Annotated in this window: 33 protein-coding genes and 2 pseudogenes; 9 read left to right on the top strand and 26 right to left on the bottom strand. The window is 36.1% G+C overall.

Going from position 1 to position 23,705, the window contains the following annotated elements; genetic code table 11:
- The first annotated feature begins 335 nt into the window (after positions 1–335).
- The 3 genes from WYK_RS10200 to WYK_RS10190 are packed head-to-tail and all read left to right on the top strand — an operon-like array spanning position 336 to position 1,661.
- Complete coding sequence (locus WYK_RS10200; protein WP_040374389.1) at positions 336–782, top strand: hypothetical protein; 447 nt, start codon at positions 336–338, stop codon at positions 780–782.
- 31 nt (positions 783–813) lie between these two features.
- On the top strand, positions 814–1,077 hold the full coding sequence (locus WYK_RS10195) for a hypothetical protein (RefSeq protein WP_040374388.1): 264 nt from the start codon (positions 814–816) through the stop codon (positions 1,075–1,077).
- A gap of 26 nt (positions 1,078–1,103) precedes the next feature.
- Positions 1,104–1,661: an isochorismatase family protein gene (locus WYK_RS10190; protein WP_040374387.1), complete on the top strand. Its 558-nt coding sequence runs from the start codon at positions 1,104–1,106 to the stop codon at positions 1,659–1,661.
- A gap of 56 nt (positions 1,662–1,717) precedes the next feature.
- On the opposite strand, the pseudogene WYK_RS23950 reads toward WYK_RS10190, so the two are convergent.
- The 5 genes and pseudogenes from WYK_RS23950 to WYK_RS10170 form a co-directional block, all read right to left on the bottom strand.
- A pseudogene (locus tag WYK_RS23950) lies at positions 1,718–1,913 on the bottom strand (helix-turn-helix domain-containing protein).
- A gap of 13 nt (positions 1,914–1,926) precedes the next feature.
- Complete coding sequence (locus WYK_RS10185; protein ID WP_040374386.1) at positions 1,927–2,403, bottom strand: DUF2975 domain-containing protein; 477 nt, start codon at positions 2,401–2,403, stop codon at positions 1,927–1,929.
- 102 nt (positions 2,404–2,505) lie between these two features.
- A complete protein-coding gene (locus tag WYK_RS10180) occupies positions 2,506–3,372 on the bottom strand; it encodes a protein kinase domain-containing protein (protein WP_040374385.1) in 867 nt (288 codons plus the stop codon).
- Positions 3,373–3,505: 133 nt separating this feature from the next.
- Positions 3,506–4,048: an NADPH-dependent FMN reductase gene (locus WYK_RS10175; protein WP_040374384.1), complete on the bottom strand. Its 543-nt coding sequence runs from the start codon at positions 4,046–4,048 to the stop codon at positions 3,506–3,508.
- A 21-nt stretch (positions 4,049–4,069) separates the two neighbouring features.
- Positions 4,070–5,002: an aldo/keto reductase gene (locus tag WYK_RS10170; protein WP_040374383.1), complete on the bottom strand. Its 933-nt coding sequence runs from the start codon at positions 5,000–5,002 to the stop codon at positions 4,070–4,072.
- 245 nt (positions 5,003–5,247) lie between these two features.
- Here WYK_RS10170 and WYK_RS10165 point away from each other — a divergent pair, with 245 nt between their 5' ends.
- Positions 5,248–6,318 (top strand): LLM class flavin-dependent oxidoreductase, encoded by a 1,071-nt coding sequence (locus WYK_RS10165; protein WP_040374382.1) that lies wholly within the window; start codon positions 5,248–5,250, stop codon positions 6,316–6,318.
- 93 nt (positions 6,319–6,411) lie between these two features.
- Here the strand turns inward: WYK_RS10165 and WYK_RS10160 are convergent, their stop codons facing one another.
- Positions 6,412–6,744: an NUDIX domain-containing protein gene (locus tag WYK_RS10160; protein WP_051387428.1), complete on the bottom strand. Its 333-nt coding sequence runs from the start codon at positions 6,742–6,744 to the stop codon at positions 6,412–6,414.
- A gap of 433 nt (positions 6,745–7,177) precedes the next feature.
- Between WYK_RS10160 and WYK_RS10155 the strand changes: the two genes are divergently transcribed.
- Both WYK_RS10155 and WYK_RS10150 read left to right on the top strand, forming a co-directional pair.
- Complete coding sequence (locus tag WYK_RS10155; RefSeq protein WP_040374381.1) at positions 7,178–7,975, top strand: HAD family hydrolase; 798 nt, start codon at positions 7,178–7,180, stop codon at positions 7,973–7,975.
- Positions 7,976–8,063: 88 nt separating this feature from the next.
- Positions 8,064–8,446, top strand: a pseudogene (locus WYK_RS10150) (VOC family protein).
- Between the two features lie 595 nt (positions 8,447–9,041).
- On the opposite strand, the gene WYK_RS10145 reads toward WYK_RS10150, so the two are convergent.
- The 4 genes from WYK_RS10145 to WYK_RS10130 all read right to left on the bottom strand — a co-directional run bounded on the left by WYK_RS10145 (position 9,042) and on the right by WYK_RS10130 (position 12,067).
- Positions 9,042–9,665: a hypothetical protein gene (locus tag WYK_RS10145; RefSeq protein ID WP_051387427.1), complete on the bottom strand. Its 624-nt coding sequence runs from the start codon at positions 9,663–9,665 to the stop codon at positions 9,042–9,044.
- Positions 9,666–9,920: 255 nt separating this feature from the next.
- The gene (locus WYK_RS10140; protein WP_040374379.1) at positions 9,921–10,514 is read right to left on the bottom strand and encodes a DUF2812 domain-containing protein; all 594 of its coding nucleotides are present in this window, start codon (positions 10,512–10,514) and stop codon (positions 9,921–9,923) included.
- Positions 10,501–10,821 (bottom strand): PadR family transcriptional regulator, encoded by a 321-nt coding sequence (locus WYK_RS10135; protein WP_040374378.1) that lies wholly within the window; start codon positions 10,819–10,821, stop codon positions 10,501–10,503. The genes WYK_RS10140 and WYK_RS10135 overlap by 14 nt, the downstream gene beginning before the upstream one ends.
- 196 nt (positions 10,822–11,017) lie before the next feature.
- Positions 11,018–12,067 carry a 2,3-butanediol dehydrogenase gene (locus tag WYK_RS10130; RefSeq protein WP_040374377.1) on the bottom strand — a complete coding sequence of 350 codons (1,050 nt, stop codon included), beginning with the start codon at positions 12,065–12,067 and terminating at the stop codon, positions 11,018–11,020.
- Positions 12,068–12,382: 315 nt separating this feature from the next.
- Here WYK_RS10130 and WYK_RS10125 point away from each other — a divergent pair, with 315 nt between their 5' ends.
- Complete coding sequence (locus WYK_RS10125; RefSeq protein ID WP_040374376.1) at positions 12,383–12,571, top strand: DUF4017 family protein; 189 nt, start codon at positions 12,383–12,385, stop codon at positions 12,569–12,571.
- A gap of 60 nt (positions 12,572–12,631) precedes the next feature.
- Here WYK_RS10125 and WYK_RS10120 read toward each other — a convergent pair whose 3' ends face one another.
- The 5 genes from WYK_RS10120 to WYK_RS10100 all read right to left on the bottom strand — a co-directional run bounded on the left by WYK_RS10120 (position 12,632) and on the right by WYK_RS10100 (position 15,711).
- On the bottom strand, positions 12,632–13,276 hold the full coding sequence (locus tag WYK_RS10120) for an FMN-dependent NADH-azoreductase (protein ID WP_040374375.1): 645 nt from the start codon (positions 13,274–13,276) through the stop codon (positions 12,632–12,634).
- A 196-nt stretch (positions 13,277–13,472) separates the two neighbouring features.
- The gene (locus tag WYK_RS10115; protein ID WP_040374374.1) at positions 13,473–13,952 is read right to left on the bottom strand and encodes a hypothetical protein; all 480 of its coding nucleotides are present in this window, start codon (positions 13,950–13,952) and stop codon (positions 13,473–13,475) included.
- A gap of 25 nt (positions 13,953–13,977) precedes the next feature.
- Complete coding sequence (locus WYK_RS10110) at positions 13,978–14,490, bottom strand: SF0329 family protein (protein ID WP_040374373.1); 513 nt, start codon at positions 14,488–14,490, stop codon at positions 13,978–13,980.
- Positions 14,491–14,510: 20 nt separating this feature from the next.
- Complete coding sequence (locus WYK_RS10105; protein WP_040374372.1) at positions 14,511–15,269, bottom strand: YqjF family protein; 759 nt, start codon at positions 15,267–15,269, stop codon at positions 14,511–14,513.
- A 25-nt stretch (positions 15,270–15,294) separates the two neighbouring features.
- Complete coding sequence (locus WYK_RS10100; protein ID WP_040374371.1) at positions 15,295–15,711, bottom strand: VOC family protein; 417 nt, start codon at positions 15,709–15,711, stop codon at positions 15,295–15,297.
- A gap of 146 nt (positions 15,712–15,857) precedes the next feature.
- Here WYK_RS10100 and WYK_RS10095 point away from each other — a divergent pair, with 146 nt between their 5' ends.
- Entirely contained in the window at positions 15,858–16,850 is a 993-nt protein-coding gene (locus WYK_RS10095; protein WP_040374370.1) for an acrylyl-CoA reductase family protein, read from the top strand.
- Positions 16,851–16,852: 2 nt separating this feature from the next.
- Here the strand turns inward: WYK_RS10095 and WYK_RS26320 are convergent, their stop codons facing one another.
- The 10 genes from WYK_RS26320 to WYK_RS10045 all read right to left on the bottom strand — a co-directional run bounded on the left by WYK_RS26320 (position 16,853) and on the right by WYK_RS10045 (position 22,664).
- Positions 16,853–17,257: an RNA 2'-phosphotransferase gene (locus WYK_RS26320; protein WP_081704850.1), complete on the bottom strand. Its 405-nt coding sequence runs from the start codon at positions 17,255–17,257 to the stop codon at positions 16,853–16,855.
- Between the two features lie 25 nt (positions 17,258–17,282).
- The gene (locus WYK_RS10085) at positions 17,283–17,681 is read right to left on the bottom strand and encodes a VOC family protein (protein ID WP_040374369.1); all 399 of its coding nucleotides are present in this window, start codon (positions 17,679–17,681) and stop codon (positions 17,283–17,285) included.
- Between the two features lie 290 nt (positions 17,682–17,971).
- Positions 17,972–18,520, bottom strand: coding sequence for a hypothetical protein (locus WYK_RS10080; RefSeq protein ID WP_040374368.1), 549 nt, complete (start codon positions 18,518–18,520; stop codon positions 17,972–17,974).
- A complete protein-coding gene (locus WYK_RS10075; RefSeq protein WP_040374367.1) occupies positions 18,517–18,990 on the bottom strand; it encodes a GNAT family N-acetyltransferase in 474 nt (157 codons plus the stop codon). The genes WYK_RS10080 and WYK_RS10075 overlap by 4 nt, the downstream gene beginning before the upstream one ends.
- Positions 18,991–19,019: 29 nt before the next feature.
- A complete protein-coding gene (locus WYK_RS10070; RefSeq protein ID WP_407951467.1) occupies positions 19,020–19,625 on the bottom strand; it encodes an NUDIX hydrolase in 606 nt (201 codons plus the stop codon).
- A gap of 152 nt (positions 19,626–19,777) precedes the next feature.
- Positions 19,778–20,515, bottom strand: coding sequence for a phosphotransferase family protein (locus WYK_RS10065; RefSeq protein ID WP_235782484.1), 738 nt, complete (start codon positions 20,513–20,515; stop codon positions 19,778–19,780).
- A gap of 19 nt (positions 20,516–20,534) precedes the next feature.
- Positions 20,535–21,008 carry a GNAT family N-acetyltransferase gene (locus WYK_RS10060; RefSeq protein WP_040374365.1) on the bottom strand — a complete coding sequence of 158 codons (474 nt, stop codon included), beginning with the start codon at positions 21,006–21,008 and terminating at the stop codon, positions 20,535–20,537.
- A gap of 15 nt (positions 21,009–21,023) precedes the next feature.
- Complete coding sequence (locus WYK_RS10055) at positions 21,024–21,323, bottom strand: hypothetical protein (RefSeq protein ID WP_051387425.1); 300 nt, start codon at positions 21,321–21,323, stop codon at positions 21,024–21,026.
- A 142-nt stretch (positions 21,324–21,465) separates the two neighbouring features.
- The gene (locus tag WYK_RS10050) at positions 21,466–22,053 is read right to left on the bottom strand and encodes a GNAT family N-acetyltransferase (RefSeq protein WP_040374364.1); all 588 of its coding nucleotides are present in this window, start codon (positions 22,051–22,053) and stop codon (positions 21,466–21,468) included.
- 179 nt (positions 22,054–22,232) lie between these two features.
- A complete protein-coding gene (locus WYK_RS10045; protein ID WP_040374363.1) occupies positions 22,233–22,664 on the bottom strand; it encodes a hypothetical protein in 432 nt (143 codons plus the stop codon).
- Positions 22,665–22,772: 108 nt separating this feature from the next.
- Here WYK_RS10045 and WYK_RS10040 point away from each other — a divergent pair, with 108 nt between their 5' ends.
- Positions 22,773–23,303 carry a hypothetical protein gene (locus tag WYK_RS10040; protein WP_040374362.1) on the top strand — a complete coding sequence of 177 codons (531 nt, stop codon included), beginning with the start codon at positions 22,773–22,775 and terminating at the stop codon, positions 23,301–23,303.
- Positions 23,304–23,332: 29 nt separating this feature from the next.
- On the opposite strand, the gene WYK_RS10035 is transcribed toward WYK_RS10040, so the two are convergent.
- Positions 23,333–23,548, bottom strand: coding sequence for a hypothetical protein (locus WYK_RS10035; RefSeq protein WP_040374361.1), 216 nt, complete (start codon positions 23,546–23,548; stop codon positions 23,333–23,335).
- Between the last annotated feature and the right edge of the window lie 157 nt (positions 23,549–23,705).

Here is a 23,705-nt window from a genome sequence, read left to right as displayed (position 1 = left end):
GTAGGCAGCACCTTGTAATAAAAGAACTCCAACAAAAAGGACATCCAAAAGAAAGAAGAGAATACAAATAGTAACTCAGGATAAACTTTATTAACTACATAACTAAGAAAACAAACATAACTATGGCAAATGATTCACCTTTATATAAATATTCCAGTCTTTTTTCCATCACCCTCACCTTTCAACTACCTAATTTATACTTTTTCTATAAATGCTATTATAAACCCTTTTAATACGAGTAAAATACACCCCGACCCAATTAAGTAACCCCTAGTCTCAATCATCAAGTTTTACCGTTATAATATATATAAACGATCTAAATTTGGAGGGAACTTATGAAAAAAATAGCTTTTTCTTCTCTATTATTTGTATGTTTGATCTCCTCGACTGTTCAAGCACTATCTTGGGCTATTACTTTTGTTGTTTGGGAAGGAAAAGTTTATGAAGTTAAACAAGAGGAAATAATCGAAAATAATGAAATTGGTAAAATCATAGGGGAAGTAACCACGAAGCCTAATGATAGGACTGGTGATTATTACGGAAATGCTTCAAACTTTTACCCAATAGGAACAAACTATTATCAAATAAAAGGGAGATCAACGTCCAATGCCATTGCAATAAAAGAAGAAAAGCAATGGGTAAAGGCTGTATATGTTCATAAAGCACCTTTTCATATAATGAATCTCTTAACGAATCAATTCTTTGTTTTTTCTGTTGTAAGTTTAGGATTGATGATTATCGGACTTATCTTCCGTACTAAAAAGTCCAAACAGCCCTTATAATATGGTAAAATATTCAAGAGAGGTGGTTAGATTGGATGTTATTTTAATCATATTTTTTGGTTTCATGATTTTTGCAGGTGCTAATCTCATTATCTATTACATTTCTAAAGGAAATGAGAAGAGAAAGACAAAACTTGGTGTCCTCATGCTAATTTTATCACCAGTCGTATTCTATGGAACATTACAGTTCTCAGCCATTTTTGATAACGGGGGATTTGGCGCAGGCATATTCGCATTGCTTTATGGTGTTCTTTTCTTCATAAATGGCGTTATTGTTTTATGGATTTCAACATAGGGACTTAATCTGAAGGAGGAAATGAATTGAAACAGGCCTTACTAATTATTGATGCTCAACAGGATTTAATCGAAGGATCGAACGTCGAATCTCCAGTTTTTGAGAAAGAAAAACTAATACATAATATAAATACAGTGATAGAAAAAGCGATGAAAGAGAATGTCTCGATTGTTTTTATAAGAGATCTAGATGTTTCAAACGGAGAAGGAATCGGCTTCCAAGTACATCAAGCGATTCATGTCCCTTCCATTGCGGTTATATTTGATAAAGCGGCAACTAATTCATTTTATGGAACACCTTTAACATCCTATTTAACTGAAAACAGCATCGAACACCTTGTCATTATGGGCTGTAAAACAGAACATTGTATCGATACAGCGGTTCGAACAGCTACTATCAATCACTTTGATGTAACGTTGGTTGGCGATGGACATTCGACTTCCAATTCGAAAATCTTACCTGCGGAGCAAATTATTCTTCATCATAACGAAACCCTTCACGGCCATTATAATGTAGATAATTTTTCATTGGTTAGAAATACGAATGAAGATTTATTTATCCCTGTTCACAATACCCATCGCTGAGATTCTTCATTAAAAAAGGGTGTTCACAGCACCCTTTTTTATTTTGTTTTTAATCTTCAAAGTAAGTCTATTTCATTTTGATATTCAAGAAGATCACCAGGTTGACAGTCTAATGCCTTACATATAGCTTCAAAAGTTGTTAATCGAACCACTTTTATTCTTGAAACGAAAGGTTAGCCATCGTGATTCCTCTTTTTCAGAGAGTTCTGTTACATTCGTTTTTCTTTAGGCTAGCACTACATCAATATTTATATTGTGGGTAACCTCAGACGGTTAAATCATTTTCAGACTTTATTTCCAATGCACGTGTAAACAGTTCTTGAAGAACCGCAGCAAAGAGTGAAATACTAAAAGAGGCAAATAAAATAGCTAAGCCTATTAATGCGATTCCAGGATGTAAAGCCTCTTGTGTAACAAGAAAAACCATCCCTACAAGATACAGTAAACAGATTAAAATGGCACAGTGTTTTACTCCCTTTAACGAGGTGACAGCTAGTTCAGAAAAAGCATTTTTGTGATTAATATAGCTCAAAAGTTTAAGTGAGTGAAATAAGGCAAAAAAGAAAGGAAGTACCGTCAGATAGATTCCTATAAGGACAGGGTATTTCAAATAAGCATACGATGGATCTATTAATGCCGCTTTCTGCGCCATATTTGGCAGCCAAAACACACATAACATAAGTACAATAAAACCAATCAGATAAACAATTAGCTTTAATAATGTTGTCGTTCTACCTCTCAAAACAACCCCTCCTACCATTTACTACCATAATTATAAGTAATTATTTATCGATTGACAATAAATAATTATCAATTGGTAATAAAACGAACCATGTGCATATTTTTATTTACCTAGCGATTCCCAGGCCATATGGAATTCTTCTATAGTTGCATATCTTTCGCATCGATCTGCTTTAACTGCCTTCATTGCTGCTTGGTATCGGTCCTGTCCTGCCTCCCACTTTGATAGAGATCGATCAAGTTCTCCCCCTAACAGCCCGAATGCGATGGCTCCCAACGTAAATACATTGCTTCGTTGATCAATGGCAGCCCCCAATTCGAATTCTTCTGGTGACATAAATCTTGTTGATCCCCATAGTCGTCCCATTGTGTTGATAAATGGTTTTTTCTTATACAAATCTATATCACAAATCTTTGTTAGATGATTGGTAAAATCATATAAAATACTACCGTCATAAAAATCAACGGCTACATAATGTTTCTGTTCCACATTTAGATGGAATTCTAGGATACTCTTAAATGATTTTAACCGTTGTTCAATAGATAATTGCTTGAACCGATAAAAAGGAGACGCAGGATGAGTATATTTATGTGGCGGAGGAAATGACCAATGAGAGTGAAGACATTCCCCTTCAAACCACTCAAAAACCAACACATACCCTCTCTCAACCTCAAAATACTCTAGTAATCGAATCAAGTGTTTATGCTCCAACTCTTTATAAATGGGAATCGACTTCTTTAACCTCACGATTGCCTCTTTTGGATGTCCTGTATATTCTTTAGTCTTCGCTCCCGCATACTTTACAAACTTTTTTATCCCATCTGTTTCAATTCCAAAACATATATTTCCTGAGTCCTGTTCATCAAATACGGCGAATACTTCACCCATATTTAGCAGCCATTCGAAATTTTGTTTTTCTTTTAATTGAAAGGAAACTTTATCTAAATGTATGATTTGTAATTCACTCATTTAACTAACTCCTCCTTTTTGGTTTATTTTGTATAATCGCATATATTTAAAAATATAAAAAAGATAGTCAGCCCTTATAATGGACTAACTATCCTTTGATTCGTTACCTATATAGCCATGACTTTTCGTTTTATCAACTGATACGAGTAATCCAGTCAATAAAGTGATCAACCACTGTGTCTAAAAACTGAACAGTTGGTTCATGTGTAAGCTCGCCTGTTTCATCCAGTTTTTCATGAACGGCTCCGACGTATACTTCATTACCTGGAAGAAGTGGTGATGAAATGCCGGCAGCGAATAAAATATCACGTAAATGCAATTGTGCTTTAACGGTTCCTAAATTGCCCATAGACGCCCCGACAATCCATGACGGTTTCCCGATCATAACCTTATCCACACGTGACAACCAGTCAATGGCATTTCCTAATACACCTGGAATGGTCCCATTGTATTCAGGTGTAACCCATAAAACAGCATCTGAGCTTGCCACTTTTTGTTTAAAATTCTTGACGACTTCAGGAGGATTCATCTCAATGTCCTGATCATAAAAGGGCAACTCACGAAGATTTAAGATTTCAAGCTCAAACCGATCTTGATACCGTTTTTGAATATACTTTGCAAGCTTTAGATTATATGAGTCCTTACGAATGCTTCCTACGATGGCAACGATTTTCATGTCAGTACCTCCTATGTTTTTTTAGTTAAAGATTTGACCAATCAATTGAATGTCTTCATTCGTTAAATGAACATCCAGTGTTTTTAAATTATTGATTACTTGTGCAGCTCTTTTCGCACCGGGAATCACCACGTCAATGGCTTCACGAGTTAGATACCAAGCCAAAACAATATGAGCAACATCAACTTGTTTTGCTTCAGCAATACGACGGATTTGTTCCACTTTTTCTAAATTTTGCGCGAAAGCTTCCCCTTGGAGGTGCGGCATGTTAGCACGAAGGTCATTGAATACCGTGTCTTTATCGTACTTACCTGCTAATAACCCAGCAGCGAGCGGGAAGTATGGAACAAATGAAATATTGTTCTCTACTGAATAGGGAAGTATTTCTTTTTCAGCCGAACGCTGCAATAAGTTGTACTCACCTTGATATACATCCACATACCCGTCTTTATTCGCTTCTTTTAACTGCTCAATGGAAAAGTTAGAAACACCGATTGCACGAATCTTTCCTTCTTCTTTCAATTGCTGTAAGGCACCCACTGCTTCATCCTTCGGCGTATCATTATCAGGGAAATGGATATAGAATAAATCAATGTAATCCGTTTGCAGACGCTGTAAGCTTTCTTCAACAGACTTTTTTAGATAGGATGGGGAATTGTCAAAGACCACATCTTCTCCGACAAATTTATGAGCTCCCTTTGTCGCAAGAATAATTTCACTGCGCTTCCCTGATTCTTTAATCACTTCACCGACTAATTCTTCTGAACGTCCTGGACCATAAATGAAGGCAGTGTCTAGAAAATTAACTCCTTCGTTAATGGCCGTTCTTACCAATTCTTTTCCTGCTTCTTCATCTAAGTTTGGATAAAGATTATGCCCGCCAACAGCATTCGTTCCTAGTCCAATTGGATTGACAAAAAGACCTGTTTGACCAATTTGAGTTTGTTTAGACATCTGATTACCCTCTTTTCTATTTTTGTGTTCTTTACGTCCACCATTTAAATAGATGGAACATTTTTAACTTTTAATGGATATATGTATACTACCATTAAATAGAATGGTACTAAAATGATAAGCTTTCTTGGGTTTTTAAAATTTCACGAAGACCAGTTGGAATATGGTTTATTCTCTACATTAGACGCTTGCAGTAATCATATACTTTTACATGTAAGCTATTAAACACCGAAAATGGAGGGAATATGAAGAACGATAAAAAAGACCGATCAGGCATTGAAATTGGGATTTACACATTTGGAGATATAGGACCCGATCCCCTCACAGGCCATACAGTGAGCACGAGACAACGTATTAGTGAAATAATCGAGGCTGCAAAATGTGCTGACGATGCGGGTCTCGATGTCTTTGGAATAGGTGAACATCACCGACTCGATTATGCCGTCTCTTCTCCTGTTATTATCTTGGCAGCTATTGCCCAAGTCACACAACGCATTAAGCTGACTAGTGCAACTACGGTTTTAAGTACGGTGGATCCTGTTCGATTATTTGAGGACTTTTCCACACTAGATTTACTTTCTAACGGGCGCGCTGAAATCATTGCAGGTCGTGGAGCATACGTAGAATCATTCCCTCTTTTCGGATACGACTTAGCGAATTATGATGCATTATTCGAGGAAAATATTGAGTTATTTTTAAAACTGAATAAAGCCGAGTCCATTTCCTGGAATGGCCGCTTTCGATCTCCGTTATCCAATGCGGAGATTTCCCCCCGTCCTGTCCAAAATAAGCTGCCAATCTGGGTTGGTGTTGGCGGCACCGAAGAAAGTGCAGCACGTGCAGGCAGATTAGGTATTGGAATGGCTATAGCCATACTTGGAGGTGAGGCATCTCGCTTTAAACCACTAGTTGATCGATACCGGGAATCAGCCGCTAAAGCTGAACATGCACCGGAAGATCTTAACGTAGCAGTAACTGGACACGCCTACATCGCAAAAACAACGGAACAAGCGCGAGATGAGTTCTTTCCCTATTATTTTAATTATTGGTCATACGTAAATGGTCAGCATGGGATCCAATATAATCTTTCAAGAAGAGATTTTGACCAATTAACCGCACCAGACACCGCTCTATTCGTAGGCAGTCCCCAACAAGTAGCCGAAAAAATTATCTGCCAGCATGAACTTTTCGGCCACCAACGATTCATTGCCCAACTAGATATAGGTGGATTACCCTTTAAAAAAGTAGCGGAAGGTATTGAATTACTAGCAGCAGAAGTCGCGCCTATTGTTAGAAAAGCCACAAGTCCCAAATAACCAGCCGGTCGAGAAACTCTCCACTGGCTTTCTCTATTTAGAAACGGTCTATCTTTAAGCCACTTCATTCGGTCTAACATCAAGAGAACATAATTAATCTATATTTACCCACATCGGTAAGTACATTCCCCTATCCCTCGTCTCATCTATATACTCTTCACCTTCTCCAGTTCCTACTATTCCTGCGATAATTTCTGACCGAAAAAAGTATTGTGTTCCGTTGAATGCAACTTCTAACATGCATTCGTTAACATTTATTTCTACCCCTAATTCCTCAAATGCTTCTCTTTTTAGCTGCAGCTTCAGTATTTCTCCCATTTCTATTCCACCGCCAGGATAAACATAATAAATTAAATCATCCCTAATTCTTTGAATTAATAAAACCTTTATATTTTCTTTTAGTACGACCGAACTTCTATTCCTCATAGCCCCTTCCCTTCTATCCGAAATGAATTTGCATCTACTATTTTGCACACGAAAGTTCAAATGTGGGGACTGCCAAATGGTTTTAAAAAATATAAAAATGAAATAGAAAAATGTCCATATTTTTAGTTCAACAAGCTCACTTTGACTCTAAAAACTAGTAATTACAGAGTACACTTGTGGTGCCAAGTGACGGATTTTGGAACGACTGTAACACCATCGATTACGCATAATAGCAAATTTTGCTGGACGAAAAAAATTTTTTAATTTGAATGTATGATTAGTATAAGAATTTGTTGTATGTAGAGTTTGATTTATTTTTTATTTCCTCCCTAAAAGTGACTATTAGTATTATTATTTTGACAAAATCAGGTAACAAGCCCTACTATACAATTGTTTAGATAAAAAGTAATTATCAATACTAGGAGGTCTACTAATGATTAAATTAGTCCTATCTGATATGGACGGTACATTCTTAAATAACAGTGGAGACTTTAACAGAGAGCTTTATCAGAATGTAAAAAAGATAATGAAACAAAAAGGAGTTATATTTGCACCTGTCACTGGAAAGCAATGTGAACGTGTAGAAGAAATATTCGGTGAGGATGCAGATGATTTATGGATATTAGGAGATAGTGCAACTAGGATTAAACACAACAAAGAGTTTATTTACGAATCACTCCTAGGGAATAAGCTAGGATTGGAAATTATTCAATTCCTAGAAGAAATTAGTCTAGAACACACCATTATTGCTTGTACAAAAGATGGCGCAGTCATAAAAAATAATCTATCCAGCGAAGAAGCAAGTATTGTAAGAAGGTCTTATACAAAAGTAAAGCAAGTTTCCAATTTTGATGAAATAACAGATGATTTTATCAAAATTACAGTTCATGACCCATTGATGAGATGCATTGATACCAGAGAAGAATTGGTACCATTTTTTCAATCAGCTTATATTGTTGCTTCGGAAGTTGCTTGGATTGATATAACGAATGCGAATGTCCATAAAGGTACTACCGTTAATCATTTACAAAGTTTATTGAACATTACTCCTGAAGAAACGATGGTATTTGGAGATTCATATAATGATATGGAACTTATGACTTGTGGCGTATATAGCTTTGCTGTCCGAAATGCAGTCCAAGAGGTAAAAGATGCGGCAAATTATATTACACGTTCCAATGAGGAAGATGGGGTATTGAATACTATTATTCATCTTTTATCTTTGCAATAAAGTTTAGAAGTAGGAATAGAGATCTTCCATCTGTTTATTTGATGATAGTTTGATTATGTTTTTACAGAAGAATGCGAGGGAAATAAGAATGAAAATAGAACATATTGCCATGTATGTAAATGACTTAGAAACGATAAAAGATTTTTTGTAAAGTTTTTCGATGCTTCATGTAATGCCAAATATCATAATCAGAAAACTGGATTAGAGACTTATTTCTTATCATTCGAAGATAATACAAGACTTGAGATAATGACGCGTCCTGATATGGTTTCTTCCGAAGAATCACTATTGAAAACTGGATATACACATTTAGCATTTAGCGTAGGAAGCAAAGAAAAGGTAGATACATTGACAAGTCAACTAGAACAAGAAGGGTATGAAATTGTAAGTGGTCCGCGTACAACAGGTGATGGTTATTATGAGAGTTGTATATTGGGACCTGAAGGTAATCAAATTGAAATAATTGAATAATAATCTTTATCATTCAAAAAGAGACTTTAACTAATCTTTTTTCTCGCCACTCACATGTCTCGTTTGCAGTATTTTCACTTGTATACATTTGATTTCTCAGAAGCTGACCTAATGTTGGGTTGTTGGGAATCTACTATTAATACTCCATCTAATACTCCATCATTTCGTGTGCATAATCATGTCTATCCATTCCTGATGGGTAGTAGGTAGGCCCGTTTGTAACTTCGTTAAATATCACTTAGGGGAGGTATTACATGAAATGGATATAAAATTATTTAATTTTACTAGTAATCTTATATATTATTTTTAGTACTTTTGACTATTTCAAGTACGACACATTCAACTGGACTGAAAACATTATCCAAACTTTATTTTTATTGTATTTTTCGGAATTTTCATGTGGTTATTTAACAGTAGAAAAACTAAAAATCAATAAAAAAGTCGATCACTATTTTTAGATCGACTTTATCCAATTAATTTGTTTTAAATAATTTTCGCAGTAAAAAAATGATTACACCAAAAACTAAAACAGTAATAATTATGCCTGGAATTCCGATATTTTCTAACATTAAAGATTCTCTCCTAAAAAAAAGTATTATTCTATTTCGATAACAAGTTCAAGACCGGTAGGCTTTTCCTTAAAGTGATCGCTATATTCCTTAAAAACTAAGTCTATATTTGAAGGATCATCCGGTAACGGTGGAGAAACAATATAGTTGTATGTATAATGTCCTGTTGATCCTCCAGCCCGGTCCGTCTGACAATCATATTGTTCTCCTATAAATAATTCAAGAGTATTATGAGGATGAGGATGAGGATGAGGATGAGGCAAGTCCCTAGGTAAATCCTCTGCTTCAACCCAATCGATGTGGAGTTGTATAACACTAGCATTCTCATACTGTCGAATAACCGTTACGGAATATACATAATCATCTTTTTCAATTGATTTTAAAACCGATATGTATTTTCTAAATACATTCGGTTCAATACGCGGTTTAAAGAAATCGTGAATTCTCAATGATCCAAATAATGAACTTAAAAATGCCTCATACAAATTATATTTTGTAGCCCAGTTAGTAATAACCTCATCAGGTGGAAAACCTGGATTGTTGTTTGAAATGTCCAGCCGTTGTTTAACCAAAGAACATAGTTGCTCATCAATATTAATTAAATGTTCATCATAATAATCAGTTGGTGGTTCAAATGGTTTTCTTTTCAATTCAATCCCCTCCTCATTTACTTAAATTTTACCACATTTTTACACTAGCGAAGAGTAATCCTTTTTCAATCACTGACTAGGCGGGTCTCAAATGATTATGCCTTCGGTTTTCGAACATGCAAATACAATAAGATTCTCCGCTTCAAAGAAGGCAAAAAAAACAATTTGCGACAAATATATCGCGAATTGCTCCAGATGGTTGATTATTCCCTAAGGCTACAAAGGATATGGCAAAGACCCTGACCATGGACCATACTACCGTGATAATTCCTCTTTTATTTTCTTATATTGCATATAACTCATATAGAATTGAATGGCAGAAACAAACAAAATCAAGATTGGTATTAACCGTAGCAACACAAATGGTGTTTCGAAAAGGAAAGCTTTCCAAAACAGCGACCCTTCCATTTCCCATAAACCTTGAGTCAGGTACAGTTCTTTTACGATTAATGGATTGCCATCATATATAATAAAACTGATTACTAAAAAAAAGATTGCAAAGGTTAACGAGTAATTCATTAAACGCTTGTAGTAATTAGATTTTGATTGTCGATCTGAAAACATATCGTCTCGGTTATCAGAAATCTTTTGCCAATAATGAATGCTGCCGAATCTTGATCCTTTGACATGCATCCAGCCAAATTCTTCATAAATCTCCTTGTATTCCTCAAATCTATGTGTAGATAAATAATCTTGATAATCTAAACGCATCACATATTTTTCGTTTGTTTGTTCAAATGTATAGTTACCCCAACTACTTATATTCGTGCATTTATAACCAGCTTGTAATTGTTCGTTCAGCCATTGTTCTTCTTTTATGACATTTGCATAAAACTTATATTTTTTCACATTCATCACTCATTTCATATAAGGATAAAATATGTTTTAATCGTTGTTTTTCATGTGCTAATACTTCTTCACCCTGTGCAGTGATCTGATAAACTTTTCTTCTTCCATTTTCTCCAGCTGCTGGCTTAATCCAGCCATTTTTACTTAAGTTATCGATTGCCCCATACAATGTCCCAGCTGCCAAAATCACATGACCCTTGCTCATTTCTTCAACCTTCTGCATAATTGCATACCCATGAAATGGTTCACGTAAAGCTAATAATATATAATGCATCGTTTCAGACAGCGGCAAAAGTTTATGTTTCATATTGATTACCCCCACTCTCAATCAAACTATATAGTTCAACTGTATATTATTATGCAGGATTTAACTATAAAGTTCAACTATATAGTTTGACTGTATATTTTTTATTAGCCTACGATTTCGAAAAAAATCCTGTATAAATTAATACAGGATTTTTATCTTTATTATCCGTAATCTTCATACATACTAAATACTCAACTTATTTTTCACCGCTTAATTCAACAAGTATCTTCGCTTGAGATTTATCATTGGTTAATGCTTCGAACCCTTTGGATACGATATCATCTAAATGAATCTCAGATGTGATAATTCCTTGTGGTTTTAATTGGCCAGTCCCCATCAAATCTACCGTTTGTTGGAATGAAGTTGGTGAATAAGCAATCGTTGATGTGATTTTAACACCAGTATTGGTTAATTGAATAGGGTTCCATATAATTGGTTTTGCAAATATAGATACGATTACCATCGTACCACGTGGTCTTGTAGCTGCCACTGATTGTTCAAATGTTGGAGTAACTCCCGCTACTTCAAATGAGACGTCTACCCCTCCAGGTACTATGGTACGAATGGCTTCTACAGGATCTTCTTTCCCAGAATTAACGATATGAGTTGCACCAAGTTCAATTGCTTTTTCAAGACGTGTTTCAGATAAATCTAAAACAATAATTTTACTTGCACCAGCTGCCTTAGCTGCAATTAACGTCAATAACCCAATTGGTCCTGCACCGAAAATGGCTACAGTATCGCCAAATTGAAGATTTCCTTCTTTAACCGCTTGTACCGCTACAGCTGTTGGCTCTACTAATGCACCGTCCTGCAAGGACAACGTATCAGGTAAAAGAAACACATTTTCTTCTGGAGCATTTGCGAAAGACGTAAACCCGCCGTCTCCATGTAAACCGATAAAGCTAAAACCATCATATACATCTAAATCTTCTGGTTTGTTACCATATGTAATCGTCGGGTTAATAGCTACACGGTCTCCAACTTTAAACTTCGTAACGTTTGTCCCGACTTTTTCAATCGTCCCTGCAAATTCATGTCCCATAATAAGTGGAGCTATTTCTCCAGTTAATGGATCAGCACTTTCAGTTGGTACAAATACTGGACCTTCTTGGTACTCGTGTAAATCACTACCACAAATGCCAGCCCACGCTACGCGAACAGTGACCTCATGATCTTTTAATGCCTTTAACTCCCGCTCTTCAATTCGAATATCTTTTTCTCCGTACCATACTGCAGCTTTCATAAGAAAATTCCTCCCTAAAATTTAATATATTCAAATAATTTTATCTATTCGTTTATTATTATACTCCAAAACTAAAAGTTTGAGTTAGTTAAAAAATTAATAAATTGTCAATATTGCGACACTTCATTGTATACAGGTACTCCAAATCTATACCTTGAAAATGTTAGTCCGTAAACCAACTTTTTATTTTTTTACCAATTGTTAAAATTAGTATGTTTGGTATCGAAACGGTTATCCATATATGGTAATATTTAGTTACATAATTCCCCTGTTTACAGGTACTCTCCAAAGAATTAGAAAGATGGTGGTTTGATGATGAAAACAATGATCCCTGCCCTTTTAGCCTATATTATTGTCTGTTTGATTGTCCTCCTATCCCCAGCCTCTGAAGGATATAATACGGTCGTTTGGAAATTACTAGTTGGCCAACTTTATGCGATTCCTGCTTTACTGATTGTTGCCTTAGTCTCTTTTTATGTAAATAAAAAACTTGCCCGTAACTAAAAAAACTGCCAACTAAACCCGAATTAATCCCGGGAATTAGTTGGCAGTTTTATTTAATTATTATGCATTAACAGATAGTTTAACTAAACGTTGTGCAGATGCTTTAACTTCTTCCATACCTGCTGCAACGATTTCCATTGCTTTAGCTGGCATTGCATTGTGACCTTCGATAACCACTTCATCAATGATTTGCATACCGAATACGCCGCCGAATACGTTACGCATATAAGTAACAGCCATTTCCATTGGAGCAGCTTCTGGTGATGAGTAAATACCACCGCGTGCGCTAAGGAAGATTGCTTTTTTCTCTGGCATTAACTGAACCATGTTACCTTCAGCATCATATTTAAATGCAAATCCTGCAGTATAAACATAATCAATAAATGTTTGTAACTTAGCAGGGATTGTAAGATTCCATAATGGGAACGCGAAAACAACTACGTCTGCCGCTGTGATAACATCCATTGCTTTTTGTTTTGCAGCTACTAGGCGTGATTCCACATCTGTTAATTCGCCGCCGTTTTGAAGTTTACCGAAAGCATTGAAAAGATCTTGACCAAAGTATGGAGTATCTTCTTCAAAGACATCATACGTTGTAACGTTTACGTCTTTACCTTCTAATTCTGCCATAAACGTTTCGTACATTTTACTTGAAATAGCTTCTGTTGCTGGACGGTTGTTAGCTTTAACGACTAATACATTCATTGTGTATAAATCCCCTTGTGTAATATATTTTCATTTCATTTATCTCAAACTCAAGATAAATTTATTTTAGAGGTTATTAATTCATTTGTCAACAGTTTATGCAGATTGGAAACCGATTTTGTTTTTTAAACTAAAATCCCAGAAGCATTGGCGCAGACTAGTCCTACTCCTGGTAATGAATTCAAACACAATTCAATTAATACGTTATTTCCAACAGTGTTTTCAGTTCTTTCAATAGTTTGGGGTGCTTTTCAGTTGAGATATAGACAATTTCATTTTTGTCTGGGTCTTCAAACTGCATCGTACCATCTTTATAAAAATTTATGGAATAAGCTTTATTATCCATTTCTTCTGTATCTGACAAAGTAAACATGTAATTTCCCGGATTATTTAGTTCTTTAACTTTATCCGTTAATTCTTTACCCGGCTTTCTGACTGCCTCAAGTTTGTTCACTTTGCTGATAAACGTTCTAATCTTTTCTATATCCTTTATCCCTTCACTTGCTCCTTCATATGGGACTACATCTCCGTCTTTATCTACCCCTTGAACATATAAAAAGGTATATTCATCTACATGAGGGATGTTCAATACAATACTCTTACTTTCCGTTTGATTGCAGCCACTTAGTAAAAAAAGTATAACCACTAAATATAGTAGTCCCTTTACCTTTTTCAAAAAGATTCACCTCCATATTTGCTTTCTATGCCTCACAACGCAATTCATAAAAATACTGAACGATAGGATGTTCTTCTAAAATAGTATCTCTCATTTTACGTAACGTTCGTTTACCCATCCGACGATCCAACAAGCATAGTATGTTAATTAAGATATCAGGAGACTGTAATGATTCTTTGATACTCGAGTTAACATATTCGTGTAATGCAGGAAAGAAATCATATTGCGCGTAAATACCTTCTTCTTTTAATTGTTGATGTGCTTGGCTTTGTATGGCTCTGTTATTAGATACGTCATCGAAATCATATTGATTGGTTTCATTTCTGATGTCCCATTCCTGTTTATACTCTTCTCTCTCGGCTGTAATGGTACACATACTTAGCTTTTCCTCTTTATCAACGGTAATGACCACTCTTCCTAACTGATCATGAGCTTTTCGATAATTAATGACATGAAAATCGACTCTTAAACGCAGAGAATCACACATCAAACTCTTTAGCTGTTTCTTGGCTTTACTCCATTTAGGATGAACTGACATAGAACACCTCCCAAGCTTATTCACTCAGCACGAACCAATGGCCACATCCGGACATCAATCGTTTTAGAAAAATGCAAAATAGGTTTTTCGCTTTCAACCTGAATCCCTTGACTTGACAGCATGGTGTTGTGACTAATTTCTGCTTCTGCATCCTGAAGTACCCAAGGCTTATGAAGAATGTCACATCGCAGCGGAAAACCCTTATTATTTAACGTATAGAGACAATAGCGCTCAGTTATCCATTCATCAAATGAGCCTTTTATTGCGTAATAGGGCTCGGAAATGGGACGATACTCACCGATAAACTGCGCATCGAGGCTGCTTCGTCTTCTGCTTTCATAGTGAATGCCTTCTCCGTTACGATTTACCTTCATGTCTGCATACACATATGGCAAATGATATATTTTCTTAGCTACTTCTACGGCAAGTCGATTAGCTGCATCCAGACTAAAGAAATACACCCCAGGTTTCCCAGCCACCGTTACATAAGTCCGGACGTTAAGTTCAGGAAATCGATCCGTTCCAGGGACAGGAGACATGCCTCTCAAACGGATGCCTGTCATATGAAACGGAACAATCCCAATCCAGCACATTCCGTTATATGAATCCAAAGGAAGCACTTCCGGCACCAACTTTTTTAAGACTTCCATTTTAATTGGATAATGGGCGAATAATAGATCATTCCATGTCTGTTTCATCGTCCAAGGCAAACGAGGCAGCGGCCATAAGCGATGACTGTCATCCCATAAAGATTGTTTCGGTTTGGATTTTTCTTTCATACTTCTTACCTCTCTTAGCTGAATTCTAGGAAAGTAAATAGTTCTCTTTAAAAATCGGACTCAATTCGCTCCAAACATCGAATTTATTACCGTCTAAATCATAAAAAACAAAGTTTCTTCCCGTATGGCCTCGGTTTTCAATGACACCAACTCGGATTTCTTTCTCACTAAATTCTCTATGTAAAGCTTCTAACGCTTCTAACCCATTCACTTCGAAAGTTAAAGAGAAACGTTCATTCCCAGTACTATCAAAAAAGTTAGAAGTCTGCCCCTCTTGGGATTTAACCAGAAAAACACTTTGATTAGCTAAATTAAGAATCGCCTTGACCTCATCTTGATAGCTCAACTCTGCTCCTAACATTTCGATGTACCAACTACTCGAACGGACCACATCCGTAACAGGAAAATAAGATGTTCCTACTCTTACTAATTTTCCATTCATTCTTTAACCACCTTTATATATACCATATTTTTGTAAACCATATCACATTCGTTTGAAAGAATAGTTAGGCCTTTTCATTTCATTTGTCTATTAAAATGAAGTAGTGTTAACAAATAACCCTGCTTCAAGAAAGGATTTGATGACAAATGGAAACATTTCAAGCTTTAGTACTAGATAAAGTCAATGAAGAAACAACGTTAGATATCAAAGAGCTGACTATGAATGACCTCCCAGAAGGAGACGTAACCATTCGAGTTGCTTATTCTAGTGTGAATTATAAGGACGGTTTGGTCGCCATCCAAAATCTTTTTGTCACATCGTATCCGTTTGTCCCAGGTATTGATTTAGCCGGAACCATTATCGATTCATCTGATGAACGATTTCAAACAGGTGATGAAGTCATAGTAACAAGTTATACATTAGGGACTGGACAATTTGGTGGATTTAGTGAGATTGCACGGGTACCTGCAGAATGGGTGGTTCCTCTTCCAAAAGGATTATCGTTAAAAGAGGCCATGATCCTTGGAACAGCAGGCTTTACCGCAGCATTATCTGTCCAAAGACTTGAAGATAATGAAGTAAATCCAAGCCTCGGACCTGTTTTGGTTGCTGGTGCTACAGGCGGAGTGGGCAGTATTGCTGTTAATATCTTGGCTAATAAAGGCTATGAAGTCACCGCTAGTACAGGTAAAACGAATGAAGAGTCTTACTTAAAGGGACTAGGCGCTGCCCACGTTATTAATCGCCAAGAGATCATTGATACCGATCAGACACCTATGCGTGAAGAAAAATGGGCGGCTGCTATTGATCCTGTGGGTGGTAAAACCCTTCAATACATTCTAAGCACATTGAAATATGGAGGGTCTGTTGCTACCTGCGGATTAACAGGCGGAACTGCCGTCTCAACAACCGTGCTTCCATATATCTCAAGAGGCGTCAATTGGCTCGGAATTGACTCGGTACAATGTCCAATGGATAAACGAATAAAAGTATGGGAACGCCTTGGTGATGATCTTAAACCAACCATGCTAAATGAAGATATGGTCAACGAAATCTCCTTACATGAGCTGCCAGAAGTTTTAGCTGATATATTAAAAGGAAACGTCCGTGGCCGTACACTTGTTAACCTAAATAAATAACCTTAGTAAAGAGCTTGTTTTGAACGATCCCGTTCGAAGCAAGCTCTTATGTTTAAAATCAGCCTATTAACCTCCATCTTTTGATAATGGCTCTTCGATTGGTCCGTATATGTATTGTACAGGGATAAAATCGGTAAGCCATACGTCATTTTCAGACAGTAAAAATTGATAGCCATCTTCAAAGTATCAATTTTTAAAATAACCACCTTTCCATGTCTCTTTCCAACTTGAAAGGATGCTACTGTATTATCAGAAAGATGAACATATAACCTATTCATTTTCTTAATACCTTGGGCAAGTATGCTCTGTAGAGAGTTTGTCGCAGTACCGTGAAACAAATCTGTTGGCGGGGTTACTGTCCTCAATGGTACATTTACATGAACCGAGTGTCCTTGGTTTGCTCTGATTAACGTTCTTTAACCTACCGCTTCATCAAATCACGTGGTTTCCCCATACCTTTTTCATCACTTCATTTTGTTCATTCTTATCCAGATATTCAAAGAACCCTATTTGATTTCCCCAAGGATCCGTAAACGTTCCCCATCTCACAGGTACTTCGTCACGCGCGTAGATTTCGAAATGGTCAACATTCAATTCTCTCGCTATCCGTTCTTGTTCCGCTTCCAAATTGTTTACGGCTAACCGCAGCGGCCCGCTTCCTTCTGACGGAATTCCTTCCGCAATCTGAAGCCAACAGCCAGGAATCACTTCCCATTCTGCAAACCCTTCATGTGGCATAAAGTCAGGCCTTCTCTTTAATAATTTTTCATACCATTTTTGACCTTGCTCAAAATCTGTCACACGTAATTGGATGGTCATTTCAAACATCAGCTTACCTCCACTTCTTCTTAATTAAATCGATTACGTAATACAGTTGAGAAATAAGGAAGGACAGCAACACTACGAATACGAATCCCCATGTTTGAACGCCTATTTCAAAAGCATCTCCACCGCCAAATAGCACAAGAAACATAAAAAAAGAGAATAATGCTTACCATAATCGTTAAGAAAAAAATACTTATGTATTTAATCATCTAAGCCTCCATCAATGGCAATCAAACCTGGCTATTATCCAGCTGTCTGAATGAGAATGTCCTGATATAAGTCCGAGATTGAAATATTCACTTATTCACCTTCTTCTTCACACGTTTTATCCCGTAAAAGACAGCCAATCCAAATCCAACAACTAGTAGACTAAGCATCATCCAAACAGGAGGTTCATCCTCGTCACTTAAGTCAAGTGTCACCTGCTCGGACGGTTCTTCCCCTTTTCCAAGTTTATCTAAATCCTCACTTGCTGCCGATAAAAGGTGAGTTCTGGAACATAACGAAACCTCAAGATGACCATCTGTTTCATTCGTATAAACAATATATTCTTTACCATCCTCAAATTCATAACCACAGCTAGAAGAACTATTCACTGTTTCGACGATGGCTTGTGACTCATTAAGTCCTTTCCATGTTTCTTTCACTTCAAAAAGAACAAATTGTGTTCGGCCTTTTTCTAATTGATCAATGACTTTTCCCGAGAAAACGGCTGTACTCTCCCTTAATTCTTTTGTCGGAGATTTTGGCTCTACACATTTACAAGCATAACTAGTACTTGGAAACGAACATATGGTAAAACTAATGAACAATAAAATGACAAATGCAAGTTTTTGGATGTTCATATTAGTTCGGGAAAGAACTCCATTGGCTCTTTACACTGAATATATCCATTTTTCTGATAATAGCTAATGCTTTCTTCACTAGGCCAAACGATAATAAATTCATATTTTTCTTTTTTCACCCATTCATTAATCGTCGTAATTAACTTACTCCCTATTCCTCTGTTTCTAGCTTCTTTAATGGTATACACATTCGTCATATAAACAAACGGATGAGTGATCCTGCCCGGACGCGGCACTTTATGTATCAATTCTAAATAGATATGTGAGACAATTTTTTCTTCTTCCTCAGCGACCCAAATAAACCAGTTGTTACTGCTGATTGCACTTTCTAAGAATTGTCGGCATTCCACGACAAATGATTGGTAATCATTTCTTTTAAATGTATTGATTTCAAAGTCTTCAAGGGTAAAGTCCCATCTCATTTGGATTAATTGATCAATATCCCTTATTTCAGCCAGTCTAATCTGCATCGTATACTCCCTTTTCTAGTAAACTAGGTTTAATCCAAATAAATCGGTTCATTCGGATTTTTTAAATACGTAAAAACCATTTCAATTTGTGATTTCGTATTCCTAGGCGTTGATAACGGAGGCAATAAATGCTCAGGGAAAAAGGCTACAGCATCTGTCTCGACACCAACAGTTGGTTGACCGCCAATAATTTCACATTGAATAAACAGTTTATAAATATGAGAAGCTGATGGTGGATGCGGATGGCACTTTTTATCCAGTACCCCTAACAACTTGACGGCTTTAACATCAAATCCTGTTTCTTCCTTTACTTCTTTAACGGCTACTTCTTTTGGACTCAATCCAATGTCTGCCCAGCCGCCGGGTAATGACCATTTCCCATCGTGTTTTTCTCTCACCATTAGTAATTTTTGATCTTGAAAAACAATGGCTCTGATATCAACTTTTGGTGTAGCATATCCTGTCTCGTTAGCAAAAAGATCTTTTATTTGCTCCATGTCAACACCGCTTTGTTCAGACATCATTTCCATACTAATTTTCCGAATCGCTTCAAACCGCTCCTTATCATAAACATCCTTTGAATAAGCCAACCCATTCTGTGCAATTGCTTGAAGTCTCTTTGCCCAATCCAGCATCTTTTCCAATGTCTCACCACCATTCATTTAATACCTAATTTTACCATACTCATGAACAAAAGTTAGTTCGCTTTTTAAAAAAATCGTGAGTCGTACGCATTAAAAGAACTCATATAACCCATTTGCAAAATAATCATAGACATCATTATCAATCATTTTCCCTCGGTAACCCTCAAAAAAATCTGTTTATCTCTTTCACTTTCAAAAGCGTTTGGCTTAGGACAAATGGCTAAAGATAGATCATATCTTGGATCTCCATGAGCACCGCCGCTCCAATCGATAACGCCTGTCACCATTCCATTACAGACTAAGACATTATCAATCGTAAAATCTCCGTGTATAAGCGTTTGCTTAACAACAGGTGGTATCGTAGTCTTTATTTTTTCAAGTATATCCTGTGTTCCATCTACCTGGTAATGTTCCAAATTAAATGCTGCTTGGATTAACATTTCTTCTAACCAGGATTGTTCATATTTTAGTTCTTCTGGACAAGGCGTGGCATGAATCTGATACATAAGCTTACCAAAGTTAAAAATCATTTCTTCCCGTTTCTCTTTATTTTTCTCCTTGGATAAAGCCATTCTGAGCGTTTCTCCCTCTAAAAAGTCAATCAGTAACCAAGATTCTTTTTGTGTTGTTTGTTCAATGAAAAGGATCACGGTTGGAATAGGCAGTGATGTTTGAGCCAAACCGTTTAGAACCATTCGTTCTCTGTGTAACCATCTCGTAAATTGTTCTCCTTTTGCCCTTTTTAATGCAAAACATCCTTTGTTGCTTTCAATTATTCCTACATCTGAAGTATATCCTTGTGTAGGAAATCTAATTGAATGAATGGTAGAAAGATAGTTTTTTATTTCATCCGGAATTTCGTCGATAGTTATCGGTAACAATTTAAACACCTCGTTTTACTTACAATGCTTTGTAAAATATTTCAGCTGGCAACCCATCTATTTCACACACTTTTTCAGATGAAAATCCTTGGTTCAATAAGATTTTTCTAGACGCAATATTCCTAGGATCAATGATTGCTTTCACTATCCGAGTATTTGTTAAATTGGCTAACTTAATTAAATGACAGGCAATCACAGTCCCATATCTCTTCCCCCAATATTCGGGCAGAATCATGTAACCAATCTCGGTTTCATCAGTGGATTTCCTTGTTAAATGCCCAAGTCCCACAAATACTTCGTTTTCAACTATTTTGTATGTACCAAACATATCGGCTTCAGCATTATGATCAACGATTTTCTGATAATTAATTTTGGCCTCATCTAAGGGGATTGCTCGTTCTGTAATCTGTGCCATCACCATTTCATTCGAAACTAATTGAAAGTAGGAACCAAAGTCTTTTTTTTCAAATTTCCTAAACTGCAAGTTATCGATAAAATCAACTCTTTCTTATGACCCGATATCATGACTCTTTTTTCTAAAAACCCCTGCGAGGAGCAGAATAAGCCCAAATAAAAATAGACAGATAAACATGATGATCATGAAAGCAGCACCTGCAAAACCATCCCCTTGTGATATACCAAAAAGAATCCCAATAGGCCACGATAAAACAGGAGCTAGAACTATCATCATCGTTAGTCCCCAAATAATAAGCTTCTCTTTAATCGGTTTTTCACGACAGATTGCATAAACCATACAAACTATAATGAGTGTTACTATCACTCCCAAAGCAACAAATCCAATTGACAAAATTCCCCCTCCATTCTAGTAAGACCAGACTAATCGACGCATAAAATCAACAGAATTATAAATGATCAGTAAACTAGCTTCATTAAAAGCAGCAATTTTTTTCTGCTTTATATATAGGCAGCTGGAAAAAAACTTAATTTCTTTAGCTCTTCCATTGCTTCTCATAACAAACACATTCGTGTACTCTTTTAAATTTAGTCATTACCTTTTCCCGATCTTCACCGACATAATGTGCAAAGGACTGAATAGGTTTTAACTTTGGCATTTCACTTTTCAATGCTCCTTCTAATTCTTTATCTTCTATATAAACATGCAAGTAAGAATCCACTTGTTTAAATCCTGAGTGAACATACCAGTTTCTGACCCACTTATCGTCCCTCGTCCAAGCTTCAAATCGATTAAGCCCTATTTCCTTGGCTGCTGCCACTGCTTGGGCTAAAAGTTGAGATCCAATTCCTTTCCGTTGATAATCTGGATGAACAGCAATATGCCAAATCATCCCCCCAAGACCCGTGCCTCTAGAACAAACCGTTCTTTCCTCCGTTTCATATTCGACATCTATTAACCCGACTACGATTCCATCTTCTATTGCGACCAATTCAATGGCTGGATTCAGATATTTTTCTTTCTCTTTCAATACATTATCGAAGTAAGCTGTATTTAAGAATGATAATACTCTGCATCGTACCCACCCAGATTCATCTTTTGAATTATATTTTCTAATAACCATTTCAAATACCCCTTTGTATAGAATTAAGCTTTCTATTTTTCATGTATAACTCCATATAAATCATACTATTCAGTTAATTAAGATTCTTTTGTAACCTTTTGTCCCACAACCGTTCCTAGCAATAGAAAATAAAGTTTTTTAAATAGGCAGCATGTGACAAATAAATATTTTAGGGAGAGCTAAAATACTTTCCAAAGTGAAAATTCTTCTTTTTGTTCTTTTAAATTTATTATTTGTTTTTGACCATCTATCGAGATAAATTCAAACTTATACGATAGATTCTTTTTGGGACTGTCCCCTAATGTATGGCCATAGTAATACTGTCTTTTATCATGTGGTTCTTCATTTTTCGATCCCTTACCTGGATATTCATTTCTTTTATTTCCCTCGATAAATACCAGATTTTCAGGTTGTCCTACATGCTCCTTCAAAGGAAACAACTGAGCCTCCCAATAACGTCCTGTCGAAACATATTCTACTCTCCAATCTTTATTTTCCGAATAACCGACTAATATTGGAGAAGAGGTAAAATACCTAACCGTATTCATTATCGGAATCAACATCAAGAAAATGATTATAGTACCCAATATTTTGCGTGACTTACTAGTCAAATGCTCCCCCCTATTCCGCCTTGTAAATTTTTACATATATGGTAAACTATAATTAAGTAAAAAATTTATTAGTAAATAATTTTTGATCCTATTGGAGGCAATCTTTTCATGAGTTTATTAGATATTTACTTACAAAAGAACGAAAAAAAACGCTATGACGTTTTCAAACAAACGGGGTTAAGTCAGCAAATGTTATCAAGTGTAAATAAAAAAAGCGTAAGCAGTTACTCCGTCACAACCATTCAAGCGATAGCTAAAACAGTAAAGAAAAATGCAGGAACAGTACTAGATGAATTATTAGCGTTAGAGAAAGAAAATGCTTACTTCGAAGTGTTCAATGCAGAAGATTTGCTTTTAGCATTCAATAACAAGGAACCCCATATTTTAATTAAAGGCGAATATAAAAAAGAGATGGACGAATTAGCGAAATCCCAGCTTTTAGATACTGAAACACTAGGTCTAGAATTAGGTTCTGCTGGTTTGGTAACGGTTTGGGCAGAATTAATGATTCAATTAGGAAATCGATTCAGTAATAAAGATCATGATAAAAAGAGAATTGAAAGCCAAATCCGTAAGTATAAGTTTAAACCGCTTAATGAAAAGGAAATCTTATTGTATTTACGCCTGTTCGATTATTAAAACAAATTCATAATTCGAACTAACGGACATTATGCATTTCTCTGTTCATTCATGGCTTTCTTTAATGATTGATCATATTGATACAGTATTCTCCCAAAACATGCCATAGAGAGTATCAGTAAAAGGACAGGATAAAAATATAAACCGGCAGAATATTTCACAGAGATAGTGGCTTGTAAGCCATATAAATAGATAAATAAAATAAAAGATACCGATAACGATATTGTCCCTGCTAGTAGTTTCATAGGATCTCCTTTGAAATATATAATCTTTGACTCGTTTTTACTTTAAATCTTGTTAATTCTACATTCATCATGTATCCCCAATTAATTGTAACTCGTTTCCCTTCACGAAAACACCCTTTAATGCCCATTTATGGATAATATATCAAGTATACCAAAC

It is taken from the genome of Peribacillus psychrosaccharolyticus ATCC 23296 (genome assembly GCF_000305495.1).
GTDB lineage: Bacteria > Bacillota > Bacilli > Bacillales > DSM-1321 > Peribacillus > Peribacillus psychrosaccharolyticus.
Note: the sequence above shows the minus strand (reverse complement) of the source record. Positions and strands in the feature narration are given on the sequence as shown.